This is a genomic window from Bradyrhizobium sp. cf659 (assembly GCF_900113725.1).
Classification (GTDB): domain Bacteria; phylum Pseudomonadota; class Alphaproteobacteria; order Rhizobiales; family Xanthobacteraceae; genus Bradyrhizobium.
This window is the reverse complement of the sequence record NZ_FOQJ01000003.1, coordinates 965,612-989,674: the sequence shown is the minus strand read 5'-3', so window position 1 is coordinate 989,674 and position 24,063 is coordinate 965,612. Positions and strand designations below refer to the sequence as shown.

Sequence of the window (24,063 nt, the reverse complement as noted above, 5' to 3'; positions counted from 1 at the left end):
AGAGGATGCGAATGCCCGGGCCTGGCCCGGGCATTTTTCTTTTGCAAGTCGACTGCGCACACCTGTGATCCGTCATCCTAAGGTGTGAGGCATGGGCTGCGAAAGCAGCACATGCCGAGCCTCGAAGGATGAACGGCCCCGCCACAGCCGGGCCGTCGCCCTTCGAGGCTCGCCAAGCGGCGCATTTGCGCCGCCAGGCTCGCACCTCCAGCGACAACGGCTTCGCCGTTGCGCGGGGGTGACGGCGAACAAAGTCTCGAGGTCCGCACGAACGCTGCGACATGCGAGACAACACCGCCAAGATCACTCCCGGATATCGCTTCGCTCATCCGGGCTACGGGACCATTGTGCCGGGCGGGACCAACACGGCCGTTGGCCGCCTGCTGAGTGAAGCAGTTCACAAGCAAGAGGCGCCGGGAGCGCTAGTGTTCGGGAGCAGCGTGGCGTGATGTCCGCCGGGGGCGCATCCGCTTTGCGAACGTCCTTCAAACCGAAAGGGCAAGCCATGAACCACTTTTCGTGGACGATTTCCCGCTTATCGCTGATTGCAACGCTGATCGTGGCCGCAGCTCCGCTTGCGCGCGCCGACGTGATCATGGACTGGAACGCCAAAGCCGATGCGATCGCCACCGAGAAACAAATTCTTCCGGCGCCGCACAGCCGCGTCTTGTCCATGATGCACGTTGCAATGTTCGAGGCGGTCAACGCGATCGACCGCCGCTACGCGCCATACAAGATCTCGTTGTCAGCGGACCGCTCGACCTCGCGGGAAGCCGCAGCGGCAGTTGCGGCTCACGACGTGCTGCTCTCGATCTATCCGGACCTCAAGCCGGACCTGGATGCGACACTGACGAACGCGCTGGCACCGATTGCCGAAGGCGAGTCCAAGATCGCGGGCATCGCCCTCGGGAAAGAGGCTGCGGCGCAGATCATGGAGCTTCGTGCGAAGGATGGCAGCAACGCCGTGGAAACGTACCGGCCCCTGACCACACCGGGTGCCTATGTTCCAACCGTCGTCCCGCTTTTCTCGACCACGGGTGCGACAACGCCGTGGGTCATGGTCTCCGGATCACAGTTCCGCCCGGGACCGCCGCCGGCGCTCGATTCAGAGGTTTGGACCCGGGACGTCAACGAAATCCGCGAGGTCGGCAGCCGAGGCAGCTCAACCCGGACGCCCGAGCAAACGACGATCGGACGATTCTGGTTCTTCGTCGGTGCCCGCACCTACAACCCGATCGTGAGGCAGGCCGCAACGGCGAAGGGAATGGATCTCGTCGACTGTGCCCGGCTGTTCGCGCTGACGTCAATTGCGGGCAACGACGCCCTCGTCGCCGTGTTCGACGCAAAATACCACTACAATCTCTGGCGGCCGATCACGGCCATACGCAACGCCGACCTGACGTCGAATGCGGCAACGCCTCGTGATGCATCCTGGCTGCCGCTGGGGGAAACGCCGATGCATCCGGAATATCCCTGCGCCCACTGCATCACGTCGGCAGCGATTTCGACCGTGCTCCAGACTGTCGTTGGAGACTTCGGCGAGTTCTCGCTGACCAGTCCCACTGCACCAGGCGTCACGCGAAAGTGGTCGCGGCTCCAGGACTATAGCGACGAAGTCTCCAACGCCCGCATCTGGGCCGGCTTTCACTACCGGTTCTCGACCGAAGTCGGCAAGGACATGGGCCGGAAGGTCGGTGCGCTGACCGTCGCGACCCAGCTCCGCGGTGTGGAGGCGATGGCGCAACCGAAGCGTTAAGGCTGGTGCCCACACCCCCAGTGTCGTCCTGGCGAAAGCCAGGACCCATTACCCCAGGCAGGAGTTTGACGAAGATTCGTCGTCCGGTACTCCTACTGCCCTCCATCGATAGATTCCGCGGTATGGGTCCTGGCTTTCGCCAGGACGACGTTGGAGAGCCAGTGTGCGTCCAAACCCGCAGACGGCGGCATGGCCGCACCGCATCCGGCGACTAGGTCGCGCCTGCGCAAGGCCCTATAACCCCGCGTGAGAACCACACGAGGGTAAACATGTCGGAAGCTCAAATCACGGACTGGCTGGCGTCGCAGCGGCAGGCGATGATCGATCTCTTGCGCGATGTCGTGAACATCGATTCCGGGTCCTATGACAAGGAGGGCGTCGATGCGGTCGGTGCACGGTTCGAGCGCCACTTTACCGAGCACGGCATTCCGTTCCGGCGCGAGAACAATTCCACCTTCGGCGATGCGATCCATGCCGAGGTGACAAAGCCAGGCAGCAACGAGAAGCCGGTGCTGTTGATGGGGCATCGCGACACCGTGTTCGGCAAGGGCGAGGTCGGGCGGCGCCCGTTCACGATCCGAGACGGGCGCGCCTATGGGCCCGGCGTTGCCGACATGAAGTCCGGCCTCGTCATGAACGTGTTCGTGGCGACCGCTTTCCACAAATTCGGTGGCAGCCCGCATCCGATCAAGGTGCTGATCACCTCGGACGAGGAGATCGGCTCGCCCTCGTCACGTCCCGTGATCGAGCGCGAAGGACGCGCCGCGCGCGCGGTGTTCAACTCCGAGCCGGGCCGCCCCACAGGCAACGTCGTCACCGGCCGCAAGGGCGGCATCTTCATGCATGTCGCCATCACCGGCAAAGCCGCGCATTCCGGCGCCAATTTCGCCGCCGGCGTCAGCGCGATCGGCGAGCTCGCGCACAAGGTCGTCCAGATCCACGCGTTGACCAATCTCGACAAGGGCATCACGCTCAATGTCGGCCTCGTCTCCGGCGGCCAGTCCGTCAATACGACGGCGCCCTATGCCGAAGGCCAGATCGATCTGCGCTATGTCGATCCCGCAGACCGGGCCACGGTGATGGCCGCGATCGAGACAATCGTCGCCACCTCCTACGTGCCGGGCACGAGCGCAACTCTGACGATCAAGGGCGAGTTCGTGCCGGTGGTGCAGAGCGAGGCCTCGAAGACGCTGTTCGAGGGTTATCAAGCGGCCGCAAGACAGGTCGGCCTCACCACGCTTCAGGGCGAGTTCTCCGGCGGCTGCGCCGATTCCGGCTTCACCGCCGCAGTCGGCACGCCGACCATCTGCGGCCTCGGCCCGGTCGGCGGGCTCGCGCACACGCCGGAGGAATATCTCGAGATCGACAGCATCGTGCCGCGCGCCCAGGCGCTGGCGCTGGCGATCTTGCGGGGGTGATCCCCGTCATTCCGGGGCGATGCGAAGCATCGAACCCGGAATCTCGAGATTCCGGGTTCGCGCTTGCTCGCGCCCCGGAATGACGGTCGCGAGGCTCACGAATAGCTCGGCGCGTCCGGCTTGCGGAAGATGTGGATGGGATCGCCGGGAATGATCGGCTGGCCGCTGAACATCGCATAGGCGTAGAGCGCGAGATAGGCGATCGCCAGCGCGCCGACGGCGTAGAAGGCCCAGGTCGCAACGCGCTTCATCATTCCGCTCCTTTGCCGCCCCGGCGGGAGGCTCAGGCAGCGCTTCTAGAGCGATGAGAGCGAAAAGGCCAGTCTTCTGCGCCGAAGCCCGCGGCGATCAAATGCCGCGCCGGCCGCGCGCGGGAAGGCTGACCTCGGCGAGCCTTGCCGCGTCTTCGTCCTGGTCGACCGCCACGTACTGGCCGTGCCAATAGGCAAGCGCCGCAGTCCGCGTCGAACTCTTGACGTCCCTGACACGGCCGATGACGATGCCGTGCGAGTGCCGCTCGACGATCTCCTCGACCTCGCAATCGAAGGCCGACAATGCGCCGACCAGCAGCGGGACTCCCGAGACCGCCGTCACCCACCGGGCACCGGTGAAACGGTCTGCGCCCTTGAGCCCGCCCTTGCCGGCAAAGCGCTCGGCGACGTCGAGCTGGTCGGCGTTGAGGATGTTCACGCCGAAGGCGCCGTGACGCCGGATCAGCGGGAAGGACGAGGCATCGCGGTTGATGCTGACCAGCAGCGTCGGCGGTTCGACCGACAGCGAGGTGACCGAGGTCACCGTCATGCCGGTGATGTCCTTGCCCCGCCCGGCGGTGATGACGCTGACGCCGCCGGTGAGGTGGCGCATGGCGCCGCGGAAATCGGCGGACGAGACGGGGATTTCAGTCATGAGATCGCGAGGCACTACATTCATGGCATGGTCCCCGAAGCGGGGTTCCCTCTATTTAGGTACGATCGTCCGCCGACAAAAGGTGGCTCAGGATCGAGCCTTCGAGACCCGCAAGCTCGGCCGAGCCGCGCTCCCGCGGCCGGGCTGCGTTAACCACGACGTCATGGGCAATCCGGCCCTCCTCGATCACCAGCACCCGGTCCGCCAGCGCGACCGCCTCGGAAACGTCGTGGGTCACCAGAATCGCGGTAAAGCCCTGGTCGCGCCAGACCCGCTCCAGAAGCCGCTGCATCGAGATGCGGGTCAGCGCGTCCAGCGCACCGAGCGGCTCGTCGAAGGCCAGCACGCGCGGACGGGAGACCAGCGCGCGGCCGAGCGCGACGCGCTGCTTCTGGCCGCCCGATAGCACCGAGGGCCACTGGTCGCGCTTGTCAGCGAGGCCGACCTCGGTCAGCGCCTTCTCGGCGCGGGCATGCGCATCGGCGGATGAACGATCGCGGCCGAGACCGACCTCGACATTGGCGAGCACGCGCGCCCAGGGCAGCAGCCGCGGCTCCTGGAACATCACGCGGATATCCTCGGGCTGGACGTCACTGCCAAAGCTGATGCTGCCGGCATCGATCTTGTCCAGGCCGGCGATCAGGCGCAGCAGCGTGCTCTTGCCGCAGCCGCTCTTTCCGACGATGGCGACGAACTGGCCGGCGGGGATGTGCAGGTCGATGCCGCGCAGCACCTCGTTGTCGCCGAACGATTTGCGCAGGCCCCGGATGCTGAGCGGCAGGCCGCTGGTCTGCACCACCCGCTCCTCGCGCACCGCGCGGGCGTGAGGCGCGAAATTGGCGCGGCTGGCGAGCTCGGTTTCGGGAAGGGAGGTCCGAAGGGCTGTCTGCATGTCACTCTCAACGTTTCTGGAAGGCGGGATGCCAGGACAGCGTCGCCCGCTCCAGCACGCGGGAGGCGCTGTCGGCGAGCTTGCCGAGCAGGGCATAGATCAGGATCGAGAGCACGACGACGTCGATCAGCATGAACTCGCGCGCCTGCATCGCCATGTAGCCGAGGCCTGAGGACGCCGCGATGGTCTCGGCGACGATCAGGGTCAGCCACATAATGCCGAGTGCAAAGCGGATGCCGACAAAGATCGAGGGCAGCGCGCCCGGAAAGATCACCCGGCGGAACAATTCGCCGTCACTCATGCCGTAGATGCGGCCCATCTCGATCAGTTGAGGATCGACGGTGCGGATGCCGTGCAGCGTGTTGAGGTAGATCGGGAAGAACACACCGAGCGCCACCAGGAACAGCTTTGCGCTCTCGTCGATGCCGAACCACAGGATGACCAGCGGGATCAGCGCCAGATGCGGCACGTTGCGCACCATTTGCAGCGTGGTGTCGGTGAGCTTGGCCGAAAGCTGCGACAGGCCGTTGGCAAGCCCGAAGGCGAAGCCGATGCTGCCGCCGATCAAAAAGCCGATCGAGGCGCGCCAGAACGAGACCCAGATGTTGCGAACGAGTTCGCCGGAGAGCAGCAGCTTCCAGCCGGCGAGCGCGACGTCGCTCGGCGCCGGCAGCACGCGGACCGGCACGAAGCCGGTGACGCTCGCCACCTGCCAGATCGCGATGATGGCAATCGGCACGATCCACTGGATCAGGCCGTCGACCCGCGGCAGGCGGAAGCCGCGCGGAAGTGAAATGCTGTCGATGAGGCTCATGACTGCGACACCCGGTGCTGCGGACGGAAATCGCTGCCGACCGTCTCGCCGAACGGGCCGCCGTTGAAGTGCAGCTTGGTCACGTTGGAGGGCTGCTCCAGCGAGAGCAGCGGGAACACCAGCTCGGCGAAGCGATAGGCTTCCTCCAGATGCGGGTAGCCCGACATGATGAAGGTATCGATGCCGATGTCCTGATACTCCCTGATGCGGGCCGCGACGGTTTGGGCGTCGCCGACCAGCGCCGTGCTGGCACCGCCGCGCACCAGGCCGACACCGGCCCAGAGGTTCGGAGCGATCTCGAGCTTGTCGCGCTTGCCGCCGTGGAGCTGCGCCATGCGCTGCTGGCCGACGGAGTCCATACGGGCAAAGTTCTTCTGCGCCAGCGCGATGGTGTCGTCGCTGACATGCTTGATCAGCTCGTTGGCCGCACTCCAGGCTTCTTCATTGGTCTCGCGGACGATGACGTGAAGCCGGATGCCGAAGGAGAGTTTTCGGCCGCGCGCGCTCGCGACCTCCCTCACCTTTGCGATCTTCTCGGCGACCAGCGCCGGCGGCTCGCCCCAGGTGAGATATTTGTCGACGGTATCGACCGCGACGTCGATGCCGGCATCCGACGATCCGCCGAAATAGAGCGGCGGCCGCGGCGACTGCACCGGCGGAAACAGCAGCTTGCCGCCCTCGACGTGGATGTGCTTGCCCTCGACATTGACGGTCTTGCCGGCGAGCAGGTCGCTATAGACGTTGAGGAACTCGCGCGTGACCTCGTAGCGCTCGTCATGGCCGAGGAAGATGCCGTCGCCCTTGTTCTCGACGGGATCGCCGCCGGTGACGACGTTGACGAGGAGCCGGCCATTGGTGACGCGGTCAAGCGTCGCCGTCATGCGCGCGGCGACGCTCGGCGATTGCAGGCCGGGGCGAACGGCGACGAGATAGCGCAGCCGCTCGGTGAACGGCGCGACCGAGGAGGCTACGATCCAGGAATCCTCGCAGGACCTTCCCGTCGGCAACAGCACGCCGAAATAGCCGAGCTGGTCGGCGGCCTGCGCGATCTGGCGCAGATAGTTGAAATTGACCTCGCGGCCGCCGATGCCGGTGCCGAGATAACGGCCGTCACCATGGGTCGGCAGGAACCAGAGGATGTTGCTTTTGGATTGGCTCATGGATGGGCTCCGATGACTAGCCATAGGTCGTGCCGACGGCGGCCGCGACGATGCCGACCGACATGACGATGGCTGCGATCACGCGTTGAGCGATGCGTCTCATGTTCAGACCTTTTGAAACGGGGAGATTGGTCGGCACGATCAGGCTGCCGGATTGCGCCAGACGATGTCGCGGATGACGACCGGCTTCGGGATCAGGCCGAGCTTGTAGAAGCGGTCGGCGACGCCTTGCTGGGTCGTGACGATGTCGTCGGTGACGGGACCGATCACGAAGTTCGAGCGGTTGGCGGCGACGGTCTGGATGTCCAGCGGGACGCCGGTGATCGCGGCCAGCGATTTGGCGACTTCGTCGCGGTGCTGTTCGGCCCATTTGCCGGTCGCGGTCGTCACATCAACGATCTGTTGCAGGATGGCGCCGTGGTTCCTAGCGAAATCGCGGTTGGCGATGTAGAAGGAATTGGTCTTGGTGACCTCGCGCGAATTGATCAGGATGCGGCCGTTCTGCTTGGTCTCGCCGATCGCGAAATACGGATCCCAGATCGCCCAGGCCTCGATGCTGCCGTTGGCGAAGGCAGGGCCGGCGTCCGGGGGCGTCAGGTAGACCGGGGTGATGTCGGCATAGGTGAGGCCGGTCTTCTCCAGCGTCTGCACCACGACATTGTGGGCGCTGGACCCCTTGGTGAAGCCGATACGCTTGCCCTTCAGGTCGGCGATGGAGCGGATCGGCGAATCCTTCGGCACCAGGATGCCCTGGCCGTTGGTGATGGGCTGGCCGGCGGCATAGACGATCGCCGCACCCGCGGCCTGCGCGAACACCGGCGGGGAATCACCGACCGCGCCGTAGTCGACGCTGCCGACATTCACCGCCTCCATCATCGGGGGGCCCGAGGAGAACTCGACCCATTTCACCTCGATGCCTTGCGGGGTGAAATGTTTTTCCAGGGTGGCCTGCTGGCGCGTGATGACCAGCACGCCGGTCTTCTGGTAGCCGATACGAATTTCCTTCACCGCGCCCTGCGCGGTCGCGCGTGAGGCGAATGCCGCTGCGGCTGCGGTTCCAACGGAAATTCTCAGAAAGTCACGACGCTGCATTCCACACTCCCGGCCGCATGCGGCCGTCATTCATTCGCGTGTCGAGAATGATGGTGCGGAGCGGCAGGAGTGTCGAGACGCCGGGGAAAATAGCGATGCAAGCACTGCGCGCGAGGCGAAGTGCATGATTAATCTTTCAACCCGCCGAGCGAACGCAGATGGAATTTTTCTGCACGCAAATGTGAGCGCCGCACGGATTTGGTGCGACGATGCAGGGCCGGAACATAAAACGTCGAAAACAACCCCATGCACAGTAGCCGACCATAGCCCGATCAATGACTTACGCGGCAGGCCGAGTCGTTTGACCCGTCGGGCAAGACAGGAGCATGATGGCATGATCGGCGAATGGGAGCTGTTGTGGCGAGGCTCCCTCCACCGCCCCAACTGTCATTCCCCGCGAAGGCGGGGAATCCAGTACGCTGCGGCGTCTCCGTACCCAACAACTGTCTCTGGAATACTGGATCGCCCGCCTTCGCGGGCGATGACACCGAATGCGCACGACGAGAAGCGCGCCAAAGTCCCATTCGCGGCGTACGCACCCGCGTCCTAGTGCCCCCATCTCACCGGCAAGTTCTGTAGCCCGCGGAACGCCCAGCCGCCGATCCGCACCGGCTCGTCATCGGCGATCTCGATCCGGCTGGCACGCGCGAACACCGTCGGCAGCGCGACGTCGGCGATCATGGCGCGCGAGGCCCAGGCACCGGCGCAGAAATGCGGGCCGGCGCCGAACGCGACGCTCTTGCCGGTGTCGCGCCGCACGTCGAACTGGTCGGCGCGCTCGAAATGCTTCTCGTCGCGGTTGGCGGAGCCGAACATCAGGAACACGCGCTCGTCGAGCTCGAAGGAGACGTCGCGGATGCTCCAGGGCTTTGCGATGCGCCGCGGCGACATGCCGATCGGCGAGATCCAGCGGGCATATTCCTCGAAGACCTGGAGCCAGGAGACTTCGCCCTTGCGGACGAGATCGAGCTGCTTGGGATGGGTCAGCAGCGCCCACACCGTGCCGGCGATCGCCTTGCGCGGCTCGTTCTGGCCCCCGGAGATCGCAAGTTTCACATTTGCCCGCACGCTTTCCATCGGCATGCCCGAGGCGAGCAGGACGCCGAGGATGCTCTGGTCCGGATTCTTCCTCATCACCGGCAGCATGTCGTCGATCGCGGCATCGATGCCCGACGTCGCGGCATGGCAGCGCGCCTCGACGGCGGGATCGCCGGCGTAGTTGGCGATGCCCTCGATCATGCCCTGCGACCAGGCGTCCATCTCGGCAAAGCCGACATTGGTGAGGCCGGTGATCGACTTCAGGCATTCGCCCGAGAACGGCAGCGCAAAATCGCGCATGAAGTCGATCCGCCCCGGCCCGATCGCATCGATGATGCGGTCGGCATGGGCCTGGAATTGCGCGGTCCAGTAGCCCTTCACCGTCTTCGGCGACACCGTCGGAAACATCGCGCGGCGCTCGACCTGATGCGCCTCGCCGTCCTTGCGCATCATGTTGTGGCCCATCAGCCGGTTCATCAGGCCGGCGGGCTGGTGCGAGGAGAACACGTCGATCTGCTTCTCGGAGATCGAGATGTCGTCGCGGCTCGTCAGCAGCGTCGAGCCGAGCTGCGGCACGAAGGCGATCGGCGCCTCCCTGCGCATGGTCGCGAGCATCGGATAGGGGTCGGCCCAGAACGCGGCCGTGTCGATGTCGATGCGCGGCGCGGTGCTCAAGCTTGGCTCTCCTGCTGTGTCGCGCCAAGCTAGCGCGTTCAGGAGCTGCCGTCTGTCCCTAGCGACAGGGACAGGGGGTGCGCGCACACGGTAGCGGGTCCGCATGGCCCACAACCGCGGACATCGACAAACGCATCAACAATGTTCGTTAAGGGCCATGAAGCGACAGAGGCGACATTCCTACCGAGCGCCAGACCGAGCAGCTGTTGGAGTTGGCTGAGCGTATCGGCAGCCCGACTCAAATTGGTAACGGAGCCCTGGCAGAGGGTGTCCCCTGATTTCAGCTTACATTCGCAGCATGGCGTCCGGTTTTTGGTGTACTAGGTCAGCTTGCGCTTGCCGGTGGAAACGGTCTCGTGTGCACCCACCGGGGTGCAGGTCGTGAATACGAGCGCAAACCGGCTGCACTGCCAGTCCGCGCCGAGCGCGGCGCTGGTGGGTGATGTCAGGTTGACCGACAGAAATGCCGCTACGCAGGCAAACATCACGGACGCCGCGATCAGCATCGCTCCCTTGTGGGTCCTTGGCTGAGAAATCATGGCCTTGGCTCCTGTACGATGGCCGGAAGATTAAGGGGCAGGCTCCACAGTCCTTGTGATCTAGTCCACATCCTGACCCACACTTTTCGCTGGTGGCCCGAAGGCGTGCGCGATTGCCGGCACTGGACCCGCGCCGCAGCCGGACTCGCGCACCGGAACAAACAGCGTCTTTAGTCGATCAACCTTGTCGGCACGGGCGAGCCACGCGAGCGGAATATCAATGCCGGGCGCCCTGGCTGTCATGGGATTGATGACCAGCTCAGGCCTGGTTGGCTGCTCGACGGCCTTCGCCTGCGGCTGCTGCCTGGGTTTGATCGTGATCAAATTCAGCAGCGTCGCCACCACGATCATCACCAGGACGCCACCAACACTGAGCGCGATCTGCATCGTCAGCCCCTCCGAGATGTCGAGCAGCGCCAGGTGGCTGACCAGCGTCAACAGAACGCCAAGGCAGTAGATTGGCAGCGAATTCTGGCCACAGAGAATGGCACCACGCAGCACCGGCGTCGTCAGCCCTCGCCAATCGCGAGGCACGAGCCATACGGCCAAGACCGCAAGGGCCAGAAAATGCAGCAGTCGCAATGGAGCGAGATTCGATTTGTCCATCGGGTAAAACGGCGTCAGGAGTGCCTGCGGGACCAACGCTTCCGGCGGCTTGACGCTAAAGCTCAATGCGATGATGAGGCTGATCAGCAGATAGAGAACCGCAGGAACAAGCACGGTGCGCGAGGTCACCCACGGTCGAAATCTCTTGCCCTCGATGATCCACCACGCGCCAAGCACAAGCGGCAGCTGCCAGGCCAGCGGATTGAAGAACCATTGGCCGTTCGGCCATGCCGGGATGGTCCAGCCGAAGACGTGCACCAGTGTGTAAAGCAGCAGCGACGCGCCCAGCGTTGCGTTCGGCGCTCGCAGCAACAGCCACAGCAGCGGCGCGAACAAAAGGTGATAAAGCACGAAGAGCGGCAAGATGTCGGTATTCACCGGGCGGTATTGCAGGATCGCCGCGTGCGCGAGCGTCACGCCCGGCTGATCCAACAGAATGCGCGTATTGCTCTTGTCGGCAAGAGGGCCGCCGCCTGCGAGGTGAACCACGATGGCGCAGGCGAGGATGAGCAGGAGAAATGCGACATAGATATCCCAGCTTCGCCACAGCGTCCGGCCGATCACGCCGGTCCAGCCCCCGCTCTGCCGTGCCTTGCCGTAGGACAGCGCGCAGGTCAAACCCGAAAGAAACATGAATACTTCCGCAGCATCGCTGAAGCCGTAGTTGCGCAGCGTCAGCCAGCTCCCGATGTTGTTGGGGACATGGTCAAGAAAGATCCACCAGAGCGCGATGCCGCGGCAGGCATCAATGCGCAGATCGCGGCCGTAGCCGTTCAGCTCCGGCAGCGCGCCGGCGAATGGCTTCGGGGTTGCCGTTCGATCAAGCATCTGGTTCCCCGTCCGGCGTCCGAGCACGTTTCAAGAGGGACCGAAACTGACGAAAAACATCAGCCGCGCCGAACCCGGCCGCGAAATATGGCGACGCCTGGTAGAACCTCCTGGCGCGGGAGGCTGTCGGTTGACGATTATCGTTCAACGGCACAGCGCGTAAATCAGCCGGAGGTCCTCACGGAGGGGTTCCTAGGTCCTATGATCAAGGTACCTACGAATATCCGCAGCCTGAATCCCGCGACTCCTGTGGTCCGCACGCGCTTTTTTGGGCGTTCGGTGAGCTGATTGCAATTACAGCATACAACGGCATTCAACTTCTATCTTGAGTGCCCAACCGTGAGCCGCTGGTTGGACCAGCGACGAAAAATGGACGGTTTCGGGCCGGTCTTCCCGCCAGCCTCTTCCTCGCCAAAGACCCGAAGGCGGGTGTATGATTTCCTGAATTGGATCTCCGCGCCATGGGATGACGGAGAGCTTTTCATGAAAGTCCTTATTGTTGACGATCATGCATTGATACGCGAGGCGTTGTACGCCGTCCTGAAACAGCTGAAGCGAGAAGCCGTCATATTTGAAGCTTCGAGCAGCCGTCAGGCAGTGGACATAGTCGAGGAACATCCCGACATCAGCCTCATCTTGCTTGATATCAATTTGCCTGACAGAGACGGCTTCTCTGTCCTCCGCGAACTGCGAGACAGCTATCCGACCATTGCCATCATCATTGTTTCGTCCTCGAATGATCAAGACACAGTCAAGCGCGCTTTCAAACTTGGCGCGCTGGGTTTCATCCCTAAAACGACCGAACGAGAGGTCATGCTCAACGCCATTGAGTTGGTGTTCTCTGGCGGTATTTACATTCCCTCTGAAATTCTGGAGGAAACACCGTCTCGGCGGCTTACAAATGAACCAACGACGCCCGACTTTCTCAGGGGTCTCGGATTGACCGATCGGCAGATCGAAGTGCTTGCGCTTCTGATGAAGGGAAAAAGCAACAAGATCATTGCCAAGACGCTCAACATGGCAGTGCCGACAGTGAAAAATCACATCACGGTCGTTCTCAAGGCGCTCAGCGTAACGAGCCGAACCGAGGCAGTCATAAAAGTAGGAAAAATGGGCTGGGAATCGCCGCCGAGATCCGAGTCATGAAGCCGCCCGGGTATCCCTCCCATCGTCATGATCCATCAAGAGCTCGTGCATGACAGCGCGGAGCCGCATCGGGTCGACGGGCTTGTGCAGCAAAATGTATCCTCTATCCTTGACCTCACGTGCTGGTTCGGGTGCCGTATCGCCGCTGATGAGAATAGCTGGAATGGATGAACCAAACGCCGCATTGATTTTCTCAATGGCTCGGATCCCGGTCTTTCCGTTCGCAAGATGATAATCCGAGATGATGAGATCGGGGCGTTGTCGGCGCTCCGCAAGTCGGATAAGTGCCGCTTCGTCGGATCCGGTGGTAAGGACGGTGTATCCCCATCTGCCAAGCAATCCGCCCGTTCCCTCCTGGACAATTGGAGCATCGGCAATAACAAGAACGACCTTGCCTTCGACTGCAAAGGCCGCGGGGTGGGGAGAGTCGACGGGCTCGGCGGATGTATCGCATTCATCGACCATCGGAACCAGGATCGCGAATCGCGAACCTCGGCCCACGGTCGAAGCTAAGTCGATTGGATGGTTGAGAAGCAGGCGAAGCCTGTCGACAATAGCCAGGCCGAGCCCCATGCTGCCGTACCGGTTCCGGTCTCGGGTGGCCAGTTGAAAGAACTCGCCAAAGATATTCTGCTTCTGATCCTCGGGAATGCCGGGACCACTATCCCATACTTCGATGCGCAACATTTGACCGCGCCGGCGACAGCCGACAATGATCCCACCCCGCAATGTATAGCGCACGGCGTTGGATACCAAATTAAGCAGTATGCGTTCGAGCAGCATGGCGTCGCTCCGCACCCAGGCGTCACTTCGCCTGACGCGTAGACGCAAGCCCGTTTCTCGCGTTGCCTGGTCAAACGTCGTCTCAATTTTTTGCAACAGGCGCGCGATCGGGAATTCAGTAATTGTGGGTATGAGGATTCCAGCATCCAGCTTGGACATATCCAGCAGCGAATTGAGCATTTCATCCATTTCCTTGCGCGTCGCATCGACCAGCTCGATCGTCCTTGTCCGTTCCCCCGATCTGAGCGGCATGCGCAGCTGGGCAACGAACAAGCCCAGCGCATGCAATGGCTGCCGCAAATCGTGGCTTGCCATGGCAAGGAAGCGCGATTTTGCTGCATTGGCGAGCTCAAGCTCCTGCGTACGCTCTGCGACCTTCCGTTCGAGTTCGATCTGCGCGCGGCGCAGACGTTTCTCCCCCCTCTTGCGGACCTCGACGTCGGCGCTCAGTAGCAAGCTCGGAACCGTAATGCTGATCAGGAACATCAACACCAGCAGGAATGAAACGTTGAGGTCCGCGGTCGTGAAGGGGCCGCCGCCCGTGAGCGTCCCCCAAACCGTGATGCCGGCAAGCACCAGCGCAACTGTTGCGGTGTCACGTGGACCGCGGCGCAGCGCCGCCCACAACATTGGCAGGATCGCGAGAAAACCCAGTGGATCTCTGGTCGGCGTTTGCTCGATCAGGGGACTGAAAGCAATGAGTCCAACAGCCGCCGCGGTTGCGAGGACGCCGACCGTCTCCAAGAAATCATTGCGGTTGAAAGCATGATCGTGGCTTGATGCCCAAAGCACGATAACGGGGGCAATGACCAGCGCGCCGGTCACATCTCCCAGCCACCATGTGACCCAGGCGTCCGCGAAATTGGTCCGATCGATGTACCCGGCGGTCGCCAGGCTGGTCAGTCCAATGCTGGCGCTGATCGGCGTCGCGATCACGATGCAGATCAGAGCAAACTTCGCGACAGAATTTGGTCTCGAAAACGTATGACGTCCGCGCGACCATCGATTGATCAGGTAGGCGCCAACAACGGCCTCAAGAGTGTTGCCGGTCGCAATCGCAATTGCGGTGGCAACGGAGCCGGCGGTGGTCGCATTGGCGATCACCGCTGCAATGAAAATCGCGGGCCAGGTCCGATATCCCCACAACAGCACCGCCGCCAGCGCGAGACCCGTCGGTGGCCAGATTGGCGTTGCACTGGGATGAATAGAGGCGAGAGCGAGGCCGCCTTTTGCCAGGACGAAATAGATCACTCCAATCGCGACCAGGCCGCCGGCATACTGAGTGCCTCGGCGAAAATCTATCTCTGGCGTTAGCGATCGTGGATCGGACATCGTCGACGCCTGGACCAGGCAGTTGGATTGTCCATCATGGCTGACCTTTTGATCTCCCTGATAAGGATCGAAGATCGCTACTTTCCCGCTTACCAAGCGGTTGATCGACTCCCCTGCGTCCGATCGGTGCGCCAATGCAAAACTCGGCGAGGTGCGCTCAGATCGGATTGATCACTGCAGTCTGCCGACGGACGAAGAGATGGCGCGTGTTTGGTTCACGAGGGCAAACTCTCTGCCGATGCCGATCGGCATCGTCATCGGCTTATCGCAAATCGGGTTCGTTGAGGAAACTACCCATTTCGAGTTAGAAGAACGCGCAACTGCTGGTGAGCCCTCCCCTCGAAGGCTGAAATGGGTCAAAAGGCGACGATCCCGGCGGGCGGGCCGCGTGTCCGCTTTGCTCCTGGAAGCCGAGATCGCGGACCTAAGAGTACCCCTTAGTTCAGGCTGGAGCCGGCGAGCAGGCGCAGCACGATCGCAAACAGCTCGCTCTGCGAGGAGATGCCGAGCCGCCCATAGGCGCGCTTGCGGTAGGTCAGCGTCGAATGCACGCTGATGCCGAGCGCCTGCGAGATCGCCTCGGAGCTGAAGCCGGAGAGGATGCGCCGGCAGACCTCCTGCTCGCGCGGCGTGAGATCGGCAAGCGGCACGCGGGTGGCAAACAGCGTGGCGAGGGACTGATCGGACGTTGCACTGCGCTGAAAGTGGCGTGCGACGCTCGCCCCGATCGCAGGTGCGATCGCCCGGAGGCGTTCGCGCTGGGCGTCGCTGAAGCGGCCCTGCGCGGCGATGCGGTAGAAATTGACGTAGAAGCAGGTGTCGTCGACCCAGATCGCGGTCGCGCATTTGTCGACGATGCCGGAATCCTGGAAGAAGATCTTGCGATAGCGCGCGCCATACATGCGCGGTGCGAAGGCCGGCAGCATGATCGATGCGCCGCCCTCGCCCTCGAACATCGCATCGCGATTGGGATCGGACTCATGGAACTGTCCGGCATAGGCGGCGCCGAGGTCCGCGCCGATCGGGATGTTGCCGGCATCGAGCAGGCAGTGCGCGGCGCCCGCGCGGCTCAGCGAAAACACCATGCAATGGCCGACGGCCGCCTGCCGGCGCAGCGTGTCGATGAGCACTTCCGGAAAATCCGGCCGACCGATGGCGAGGACCGCGGGCGTGACATCGCCAGCCGCTACATTCGAGGCCATCCCGTGGGGCCGCATCGTTATCCTCCGCCAAACGTCTTTTGGCGGAGAATATCAGCAAGGGCGGCGTGCCGGAAGCTGGCCGTTACCATGCCGCCTCCGGGTCCCGGCCCGGCGCCGCAGCGCTACGCCGCTTCGGCGGAGCGCTGCGGCGTCACTCATTCGGGAAGTCCCGACGCACATCCCGATCCAGCTGCTTGTACGTGACCGCACCGCTCGACAGTTCCATCAGCGAAAGGGATCTTGAAGCCTGATCACCGATCCTTGTTGGGGACCCATTCCTCCGCGGCAGTGTCCCAATGATGGGTGTCGTCGAAGTGTTTCCAGGGTGGCCGCCTCGGCTTGCTTTCGCCCTTCCGCCGATTTGCATTCAGTGCACGGAGTTTAACGGCGAGCATCCCAACCATCATCCCCCATTCGCGAGCGTTGTATCGGGAGTTCCATTTGATTGCTGCGAGCATTGGATGCCTCCTTCAAAGCAAGAAGCTTCCGCCACATTAGCCCGGGCCAAGAACACGGGATGTAAGCTACTTCACAGTCGGCCAACATCTTCGGCATAGCCGCGGGCGATCTCAGTGCGCGGGACCGGAACCTACGTTCGCTCGATATTCGGGCGCCGGGCATAGGTCATGTTGCCGCGCGATCAAAACGCGCGCGACGAAACGTAGCATTGTCCCTGTGCGCGAAGGCACGTCCTTTCGACAGAGCGTATTTTATCGCTGGTGGACGCCCGCTCAGATGGAGGCCAGCGCATGCTTGAGCTTTGGAACAGCTGGTACGACACCCTGGCCTCGGTGGAGGCGCTTGCCATGGTCATCGTCATTGTCCTGGTGGCTGCCGGCGCTATTACGCTGGCGGACAATCGGCGGCAAAAAACGCGTCCAGCAAAGGATTGATCCAGGGGAGTACACGCCCTACTCCGCCGCCACCTTCGCCGGGGCGACGTTGATGGCGGGCTTGCCGTAGCGGTCGGTGTGCGGACTATTCGCACACCATCACGCGCCGATAACGTCTGTAAACGTAGTAGCAGTCACTGTCAGAGGAATAGCGCGAGCCGCCATAGGCGTAGGCGGCGTGAGCGCTCGCCGCATACGCGGCGCGATAGCCGTATCGGGCTCCACCAGCGTAGCGGCCGTAGCCTCCAAAGCGGCTGGAGGTAACGAATGTGGCGCGAGTGGCGTTCGCGACCGCCGGTCCGCCGCGACCGCCTCCCGAGAGAGCACCGCGCGGTGCAGCTCCAGCACCGAGGCGCGGCGCCGGGCCGCCGAGGCCGGCACGTGGCGCACCGCCAGGTCCCATCGGCGGACGAGCCGCGAAGGCCGGAGGACCTCCGGCTGCTATCGGCGGAGGCCCCGCCATGGGCGGAGGCGGCGGGAATTGCGCGGACGCCGGATTGGGCGTCAACGTCATCGTTACGAGGACCGCACCGATGGACAGCATCAGACCTGTGTTGCGAAGCATTGTACTTTCCCTTGTTAGTTCTGTGTTTCGAGAACCGGCACCGGCGTGGCCGCGGAGATCGGCTCCGGCGAAATGTCGTGCGCGGGCGCTGCGGGCTCATGCATGGACCAGTTATCGCCGTGATCAGGGTGAATTCGGAACCAGGCCACATACAGCGCCGGCAGGAACAGCAGCGTCAGCAGCGTGCCGACGATGATGCCGCCCATCATCGCGTAGGCCATCGGCCCCCAGAATATCTCGCGCGCGATCGGAATCAGCGCGAGGCTTGCCGCGGCCGCCGTCAGCAGAATTGGCCGCATACGATGCTCGGTCGCTTCCACCACCGCGTCCCAGGCTGGTCGCCCCTCCTTCCTGAGATCCTCGATCTGCACGATCAGGATCACCGAATTTCGGACAAGGATGCCGATCAGGGCGAGCACGCCGAGGATGGCGACGAAGCCGAGCGGAGCGCCGCTCGGCAGCAGCGCCATGACGACGCCGATCACGGCCAGCGGCGCGACGGCGAACACCAGGAACAGGCGATGGAAGCTCTGCAACTGGATCATCAGCACCGTGGCCATGACGAAGAGCATGAGCGGAACGACGGCGACGATCGGCGCCTGGCTCTTGGCGCTCTCCTCGACGGACCCGCCGATCCTCACCGAATAGCCGGCCGGCAGCTCCTTGGTGAATTCCGCGACTTTCGGCGCGAGCTGGTCCACGATCGTCTTGGGCTGCACGTTACCGACGATGCCGGCCTTCAACGTGATGGTCGGGATCCGCGCGCGCCGCCAGATCGTCGGCTGCTCGAGCTCGTAACGCAGATTGGCCACGGCACCGAGCGGCACGGATTGGCCACCGAGCCCGGGCAATTGCAGGTCGCGCAGGGTGTCGATGGAGGCACGTTCAGCCGCCGTCGCACGTCCCGTGACATTGACGAGATAGATGCTGTCGCGCACCTGGGTGATCGGCGTGCCCTCGAGCACGGAGTTCAAGGTGGTGGCAATGTCCTCCGAGGTGACGCCGAGCTGGCGCGCCTTGTCCTGGAGAACGTCCACCTTGACGACGCGGGCCGGCTCCATCCAGTCGAACACGACATTGCCGAGATCGGGGCTGCTCCGCACGATGCCGGCCAGCTTCTGCGCGAGGTCTCGCACCTTCGCGATGTCGGGCCCGCTCAAGCGATACTGCACGGGACGCCCCACCGGGGGGCCGACCTCGAGCAGCTTGACGTAGGTGTCGGTGCCGGGAAACGTCTTCTTCAGGTAGTCCTCGAACTGCGCCTTGACCTGGTCGCGGGCCTTGATGCCGCCCTTGGTCACGACCACCATCTGGCCGAACCAGGTGTTGGCGGTCTGCACGTCGAAGGACAGGACGAAGCGCGGCGAGCCGGTGCCGACATAGGACGACCAGTGGTCGACCGAATTGTTGCCCTGGAGCTGTTCGCGCTCGAAGCGCGCCATCTGCGCATTGGTATCGGCAATGGATGCGTTCTGCGGCAAATTCCAGTCGACCACGAGCTCAGCGCGATCCGAGGACGGGAAGAATTGCTGTTGCACGAAATTCATGCCGAACAGCGCCAGCAGGAAGGCTGCAACCGTAACGCCAATCGTCGTCCAGCGGCGATGCATGCAGAAGAGCAGGAGACGCGCGAACAACTGCGCCACGCGCCCCTTCTGTTCGTGATGGCCCCTCATCCTGGCGGGCAGGATGGTGACGCCGAGCAACGGCGTGAACAGCACCGCCACGATCCACGAGACGATCAGCGAGACGGCGATGACCACGAACAGCGTGAAGGTGAACTCGCCCGCATTGCTGCTATTGAGCCCGATCGGAATGAAGCCGGCCACGGTCACCAGCGTTCCAGTCAGCATGGGAAACGCGGTCGAGGTGTAGACGTGCGTTGCCGCCTTTTCCAGGGGATCGCCGACCTCGAGCCGCGCGACCATCATCTCGACGGCAATCATGGCATCATCGACCAGCAGGCCGAGCGCGATGATCAGGGCGCCGAGCGAAATTCGCTGCAGCGAAATGCCGGCATAGGCCATCACGACGAAGGTGATGGCGAGAACCAGCGGAATCGCGATCGCCACGACGAGGCCGGCGCGCATGCCCAGGCTGAGAAAGCTGATGCCGAGAACGATGATCACGGCCTCGAACAGCGCCTCGGTGAAACCGGACACGGCATGCTCGACAACGACGGGCTGATCGGCGACGAGGTGAACGCCGACGCCGACCGGCAAGTCGGCCGTAATTCTCGACATCTCCTCCTTCAGCGCCTCGCCGAAGTGCAGCAGATTCGCACCGGACTTCATGCCGATGGCAAGGGCGATCGCCGGCTCCCCGTTATACCTGAACAGAGTCTTGGCCGGATCGGCATAACCGCGCTTGACGGTTGCGAAGTCGGTCAGGGGAAAGAAGCGGTCGTTGATGCGCAGATTGACCGCCTTCAGACTTGCCTCTGACGTGAACTGGCCGTTCACGCGTACGCTGATGCGCTCAGGCCCCTCCTGGAATACGCCGGATGGCGCAACCGCATTCTGCCCCTGCAAGGAGCTCATGATCGCGTGAACGTCGAGGCCAAGGGCCGCGATCTTGCGGGTGGAGAATTCGAGATAGATCACCTCGTCCTGCGCGCCCAGGATGTCCACCTTGCCGACATCGGGCACGGTCAGGACCTTGGCACGGATGTCCTCCACATGATCGCGCAGCTGACGTTGGCTCAGGCCGTCGCTGGTGAAGGCATAGATGTTGCCGAACACATCGCCGAAGCGATCGTTGAAGCCGGGCCCGATCACCCCTTGCGGGAAGTCGCCCTTGATATCCGCGATCATGTTGCGAACGCGAATCCAGGTCGGCTTCACGTCGGCGGCCTTGGTGCTGTCGCGCAGATAGACGAAGACGGTGGTCTGCCCGGCAACCGTCACACTCTTGGTGTAATCGAGCGATTCCAGCTCCTCGAGCTTCTTCTCGATCCGGTCGGTGATCTGGCGCGTCATCTCCTCGGGTGACGCACCCGGCCACTGCGCCTGGACGACCATGGTCTTGATGGTGAAGTCGGGGTCTTCCTGCCGTCCCAGCTGGAGATAGGCAAAAAGACCCGCCGCCATGAAGGCGATCATGAAATACCAGACGAGCGAGCGATGACCGAGCGCCCAGTCGGAGAGATTGAACGACTTCATGGCTGCTGATCCTGTTCGATACGGACTTGCTGTCCTTGCTTGAGACTGTGGACCCCGGCGGTGACGACGCGTGCGCCAGGAGCAAGTCCGCCGGTGACGCGCGCCCCGGTTGGGCCAGCCACCACATCGATCCTTTGCAGCGACACCGTGTTGGCGGGCTGATTGACGATCCAGACGAAATTGGCGCCATCCTTGGCGAGCAGCGCCGACGCAGGCAGTCGCAGAGCCGGGCCTTGCTGCCTGCCGAGCTTTGCCGTGACGGTCGCGCCGAGCCGGAAGCTGTCAGGCGGATTGCTGAGTGCAATGCGGACCCGCCGCAGGCGCGTTACCGGATCGGCTTGCGGCGCAATCTCGCGGACGCTGCCTTCCACTTCAACCGCCGGCAGGAGCTGCAGGCTGACCGTGAACGCCAGACCGACCTCCAGCGGCAGTGGAAAGTCCGGTCCGATATCGACGACCGCTTCGCGGATATCAGGCCTTGCGATCGTCACCACGCTTTGGCCGGGGGACACCACCTGGCCGACGTCCGCACCGACTGCAGTGACCACACCGGCGAAGTCGGCCTTGATCTGCGAATAGCCGAGCTGCTCGATCGCCTTGGTCAGATTTGCCTGTTCGCGCGCAACCGTAGCTTCCGCGCCGGCACGCGCCTGCTCGGCGTTATCCAGCGTCTGCCTTGTGGTTGCGTCGGTGGCAATGAGCGTTCGCTGCCGTTCTTCGGTCGCTCGCGCGGTCGCGAACTGCGCCTCGGCCTTGGCAAGCTGGCCTTTGGCCGCGTGAACGGCGAGCTCGATGGCGGTGGAATCAATTGTGCCGACCGTCTGTCCTTCTGTCACGAGATCGCCGACGTAGACGGGACGCGTGATCAGACGTCCGAGCACGCGGAAGCCGAGATTGGTCTTGTAGCGCGGCTCGATAACGCCCACCGCAACGGCATCGTCCGCGTGGTCCGCTGCGAGAAGCAGCGACTGGACGGGCCGCACGACCTCGGACACCTTTGTCTCCTGCTGGCATCCGGCAAGCGCGAGCGCGCATGCAAGCGGACCCGCCACGATCATTGCACGGCCCGTCACGAGGGTTCTCCTTCATAAATCACGAGCTGGCCCACGCTCAAAAGCTTGCCGCCATCGACGACGACGCGCGCGCCCGGATCCAGACCTGCCTTGATCAATACTTCTCCGGCCTCGTAGCCACCGACTGTCACCGGCTTCAGCGAGACGGTCCGCGTAGCTGGATCGACGGTCCAGACCGCCGGGCTGGTGCCCGCCGCCATCAATGCACGCCAGGGCAATGCGATCTGCCGCTCGGCCGTCACTCTCACAGTTCCCGCGACGGCGCTTCCAAGCGTCATTGCGGCAGGCGGGTCCTTGATCGCCACCTTGACCCGAATGGTCGAGCTCCTGGCGTCGACGGCCGGCGAGACCTCCCGAACCTGACCGCCTGCGGTCACGGTCGCATCGGAGAGCAGCGTCAACGAAACGCTGCTTCCGTCGGCAGTTCCGAGGAAAATGGACTCATAGACGTCAAAGACGACGTCCCGCTCCCCGTCCTGCGCCAGCGAAAATACCGGTTGGGCAGCCTGTACGACCTGACCGGATTCCAGATTGCGTGCGGTGACGACACCGTCGGCTTCGGCTCGCAGCGCGGTATGGCCGAGAACGTCCTTCGCGGTTCCGAGCTGCGCTCTTGCCGCTTCAAGCACACCTTCCGCGGTTCGCAACCCTTCCTGCGCCTGGTCAAAGGCCGTGCGCGTGGTGAAGCCGCTTGCGATCAGCGCCGTCTGCCGATCGAAAGTCGCCTTTGCCACGCGCAGCTGGGATTCTGCGGCGAGAACGGCGGCGGTGGCTGCGTCGACATCGGCCTCCTGCTCGGCCGGGTCGAGAATGGCCAGCACTTCGCCGGCCTTCACGTGGGTCCCGACATCGACATAGCGCGCAAGGACGCGCCCGCTGACGCGGAACGAGAGGTCCGCCCGAAAGCGCGCCTGCACCTCACCGGTCAAGGTAATCGAGGATTGCCGGTCCCTCGGCTGCACGATTTCCGTGCGCACGACAGCGGCGCGCGCGGGAGCAATGGTGGTGCGATCGTCGCAGCCGCCGAGCGCAGCAGCAATAAGCGCGAGGGCCAGGCCGCCAAGAGGCTTCAGCAAACGCCCGGTTCGGTGGACCTTGGAGAGATTCGAATAGCGCGGGCTCATAGCGCGTCCGTGCGGTGACAGGGTGACAGGAGATTGCCCAGGATGTCCGGGCCCGTGCCGAGCGTGGCCCGTTCGTTCGGACGCGCCCGCAGGGAATCTGGATCCGCTCGCATCGCGGCCGGACGCTCGATCTGATCCGAGCGGCCGGAGCCGGGCGTCACGGACGCGTTGGTCTTCAGCCGGCGCGGCGGCCTCATGCGGCGCGTCGCCATCGACCAGCTCGCCTGCCGCTCCCGCTCGCTCAGGTGAAACGAGACCACGACGGATGTGAAGTCGGCAGCGAAGCCGTGCTCGATCCGTCCGCCGAGCCCCTTCGCAAGGTCATTGCTGATCTGGAACTCCCGGCCCAGGGCCCGCGCCGGCCGCGAGCCGTTGTCCAGCACCACGCAGTTCGCGACCGAGCCGATGCGCGACAGCTTGACCTTGATCTCGCCGGAGCGCGCGTCGAAATACGCATGCTTCGCGGCGTTGACGATGAGGTCGTGGACGATCAGGCCAAGCCGTCCGCACCGCTCCGGCTGAAGCGGGAGAGATTCGGCGGTGAGCGCCAGCCGGATCCCCATTCGGTCCAGAAAGGACTGGCGCATGGCGCAGCCCAGTCTGCGAATGTAAGTCGCGGCATCGTTGAGGACATCGCCCTCTGGCATGGCCAGCGCCCGATGCAACTCCGCGTGTCCGTGCAGCAGCTCGACCACGTCGCTCAAGGCGGCCTTGGCTTCCGCTCCGTCGGCGCGGATGACCGCGGCCGAGACCAGATCGATCGCCGAGGCGATCCCTTTATCGACCCTGTGATGCAACTCGCGCAGCAGGATGCCGTGGTGTGGGCGGTCCGGGTCGGGGCACGACATATTCACTCTCTCCTGAGGTCGACCGGACGATCGCTGGGCCAATGCACACACAGGTTTGCGGCTTCGACCGTCCGGGAGGTGTCGCCGCTGGTCCTGATGGACGTCGCGGCTATTAAATAAACTATACCGTATATTTTCTTTTTGTTGCCTTTTCCGGCCCGGCATGTCAAGTGCGATCTGCGCGCGCACAGACTCGTGACTGGAGGATCGAC

General features: G+C 63.5%; 20 protein-coding genes. 4 read left to right on the top strand and 16 right to left on the bottom strand.

What is annotated here, in order from left to right:
* Positions 1–505: 505 nt before the first annotated feature.
* The gene (locus BM118_RS18730; RefSeq protein ID WP_092186951.1) at positions 506–1,756 is read left to right on the top strand and encodes a vanadium-dependent haloperoxidase; all 1,251 of its coding nucleotides are present in this window, start codon (positions 506–508) and stop codon (positions 1,754–1,756) included.
* Between the two features lie 269 nt (positions 1,757–2,025).
* Complete coding sequence (locus tag BM118_RS18725; RefSeq protein WP_092186950.1) at positions 2,026–3,174, top strand: M20 family metallopeptidase; 1,149 nt, start codon at positions 2,026–2,028, stop codon at positions 3,172–3,174.
* 95 nt (positions 3,175–3,269) lie between these two features.
* Here BM118_RS18725 and BM118_RS41480 read toward each other — a convergent pair whose 3' ends face one another.
* The 10 genes from BM118_RS41480 to BM118_RS18685 all read right to left on the bottom strand — a co-directional run bounded on the left by BM118_RS41480 (position 3,270) and on the right by BM118_RS18685 (position 11,724).
* Positions 3,270–3,425 (bottom strand): hypothetical protein, encoded by a 156-nt coding sequence (locus tag BM118_RS41480; protein WP_210189050.1) that lies wholly within the window; start codon positions 3,423–3,425, stop codon positions 3,270–3,272.
* A gap of 97 nt (positions 3,426–3,522) precedes the next feature.
* Positions 3,523–4,104 (bottom strand): flavin reductase family protein, encoded by a 582-nt coding sequence (locus tag BM118_RS18720; protein WP_092186949.1) that lies wholly within the window; start codon positions 4,102–4,104, stop codon positions 3,523–3,525.
* A gap of 31 nt (positions 4,105–4,135) precedes the next feature.
* Positions 4,136–4,972: an ATP-binding cassette domain-containing protein gene (locus BM118_RS18715; RefSeq protein WP_092186948.1), complete on the bottom strand. Its 837-nt coding sequence runs from the start codon at positions 4,970–4,972 to the stop codon at positions 4,136–4,138.
* Positions 4,973–4,979: 7 nt separating this feature from the next.
* Positions 4,980–5,786 (bottom strand): ABC transporter permease subunit, encoded by an 807-nt coding sequence (locus tag BM118_RS18710; RefSeq protein WP_092186947.1) that lies wholly within the window; start codon positions 5,784–5,786, stop codon positions 4,980–4,982.
* Positions 5,783–6,946 (bottom strand): FMNH2-dependent alkanesulfonate monooxygenase, encoded by a 1,164-nt coding sequence (gene ssuD / locus BM118_RS18705; RefSeq protein ID WP_092186946.1) that lies wholly within the window; start codon positions 6,944–6,946, stop codon positions 5,783–5,785. Before ssuD ends, BM118_RS18710 begins: the two co-directional genes overlap by 4 nt.
* A 16-nt stretch (positions 6,947–6,962) precedes the next feature.
* On the bottom strand, positions 6,963–7,085 hold the full coding sequence (locus BM118_RS42575) for a hypothetical protein (protein ID WP_283806367.1): 123 nt from the start codon (positions 7,083–7,085) through the stop codon (positions 6,963–6,965).
* A gap of 2 nt (positions 7,086–7,087) precedes the next feature.
* Entirely contained in the window at positions 7,088–8,038 is a 951-nt protein-coding gene (locus BM118_RS18700; protein ID WP_092186945.1) for a sulfonate ABC transporter substrate-binding protein, read from the bottom strand.
* Positions 8,039–8,584: 546 nt separating this feature from the next.
* The gene (locus BM118_RS18695; RefSeq protein WP_092186944.1) at positions 8,585–9,751 is read right to left on the bottom strand and encodes a cytochrome P450; all 1,167 of its coding nucleotides are present in this window, start codon (positions 9,749–9,751) and stop codon (positions 8,585–8,587) included.
* Between the two features lie 320 nt (positions 9,752–10,071).
* Entirely contained in the window at positions 10,072–10,290 is a 219-nt protein-coding gene (locus BM118_RS18690; protein WP_143099486.1) for a hypothetical protein, read from the bottom strand.
* Between the two features lie 60 nt (positions 10,291–10,350).
* Positions 10,351–11,724, bottom strand: a complete 1,374-nt coding sequence (locus tag BM118_RS18685; protein WP_177234425.1) for an OpgC domain-containing protein — start codon at positions 11,722–11,724, stop codon at positions 10,351–10,353.
* 339 nt (positions 11,725–12,063) lie between these two features.
* Here BM118_RS18685 and BM118_RS18680 point away from each other — a divergent pair, with 339 nt between their 5' ends.
* On the top strand, positions 12,064–12,870 hold the full coding sequence (locus BM118_RS18680) for a response regulator transcription factor (protein ID WP_244550171.1): 807 nt from the start codon (positions 12,064–12,066) through the stop codon (positions 12,868–12,870).
* On the opposite strand, the gene BM118_RS18675 is transcribed toward BM118_RS18680, so the two are convergent.
* Complete coding sequence (locus BM118_RS18675) at positions 12,865–15,120, bottom strand: MASE1 domain-containing protein (protein ID WP_092186940.1); 2,256 nt, start codon at positions 15,118–15,120, stop codon at positions 12,865–12,867. The two genes, BM118_RS18680 and BM118_RS18675, sit on opposite strands and share 6 nt — an antisense overlap.
* 302 nt (positions 15,121–15,422) lie before the next feature.
* Complete coding sequence (locus tag BM118_RS18670; protein ID WP_092186939.1) at positions 15,423–16,202, bottom strand: helix-turn-helix transcriptional regulator; 780 nt, start codon at positions 16,200–16,202, stop codon at positions 15,423–15,425.
* A gap of 734 nt (positions 16,203–16,936) precedes the next feature.
* Between BM118_RS18670 and BM118_RS41475 the strand changes: the two genes are divergently transcribed.
* The gene (locus BM118_RS41475; RefSeq protein WP_177234424.1) at positions 16,937–17,080 is read left to right on the top strand and encodes a hypothetical protein; all 144 of its coding nucleotides are present in this window, start codon (positions 16,937–16,939) and stop codon (positions 17,078–17,080) included.
* 579 nt (positions 17,081–17,659) lie between these two features.
* Here the strand turns inward: BM118_RS41475 and BM118_RS18660 are convergent.
* The 4 genes from BM118_RS18660 to BM118_RS18645 are packed head-to-tail and all read right to left on the bottom strand — an operon-like array spanning position 17,660 to position 23,851.
* On the bottom strand, positions 17,660–20,806 hold the full coding sequence (locus BM118_RS18660; protein ID WP_092186937.1) for an efflux RND transporter permease subunit: 3,147 nt from the start codon (positions 20,804–20,806) through the stop codon (positions 17,660–17,662).
* Complete coding sequence (locus BM118_RS18655; RefSeq protein WP_092186936.1) at positions 20,803–21,879, bottom strand: efflux RND transporter periplasmic adaptor subunit; 1,077 nt, start codon at positions 21,877–21,879, stop codon at positions 20,803–20,805. The genes BM118_RS18660 and BM118_RS18655 overlap by 4 nt, the downstream gene beginning before the upstream one ends.
* Entirely contained in the window at positions 21,876–23,003 is a 1,128-nt protein-coding gene (locus BM118_RS18650; RefSeq protein ID WP_092186935.1) for an efflux RND transporter periplasmic adaptor subunit, read from the bottom strand. The genes BM118_RS18655 and BM118_RS18650 overlap by 4 nt, the downstream gene beginning before the upstream one ends.
* Complete coding sequence (locus BM118_RS18645; RefSeq protein ID WP_092186934.1) at positions 23,000–23,851, bottom strand: sensor histidine kinase family protein; 852 nt, start codon at positions 23,849–23,851, stop codon at positions 23,000–23,002. Before BM118_RS18645 ends, BM118_RS18650 begins: the two co-directional genes overlap by 4 nt.
* Between the last annotated feature and the right edge of the window lie 212 nt (positions 23,852–24,063).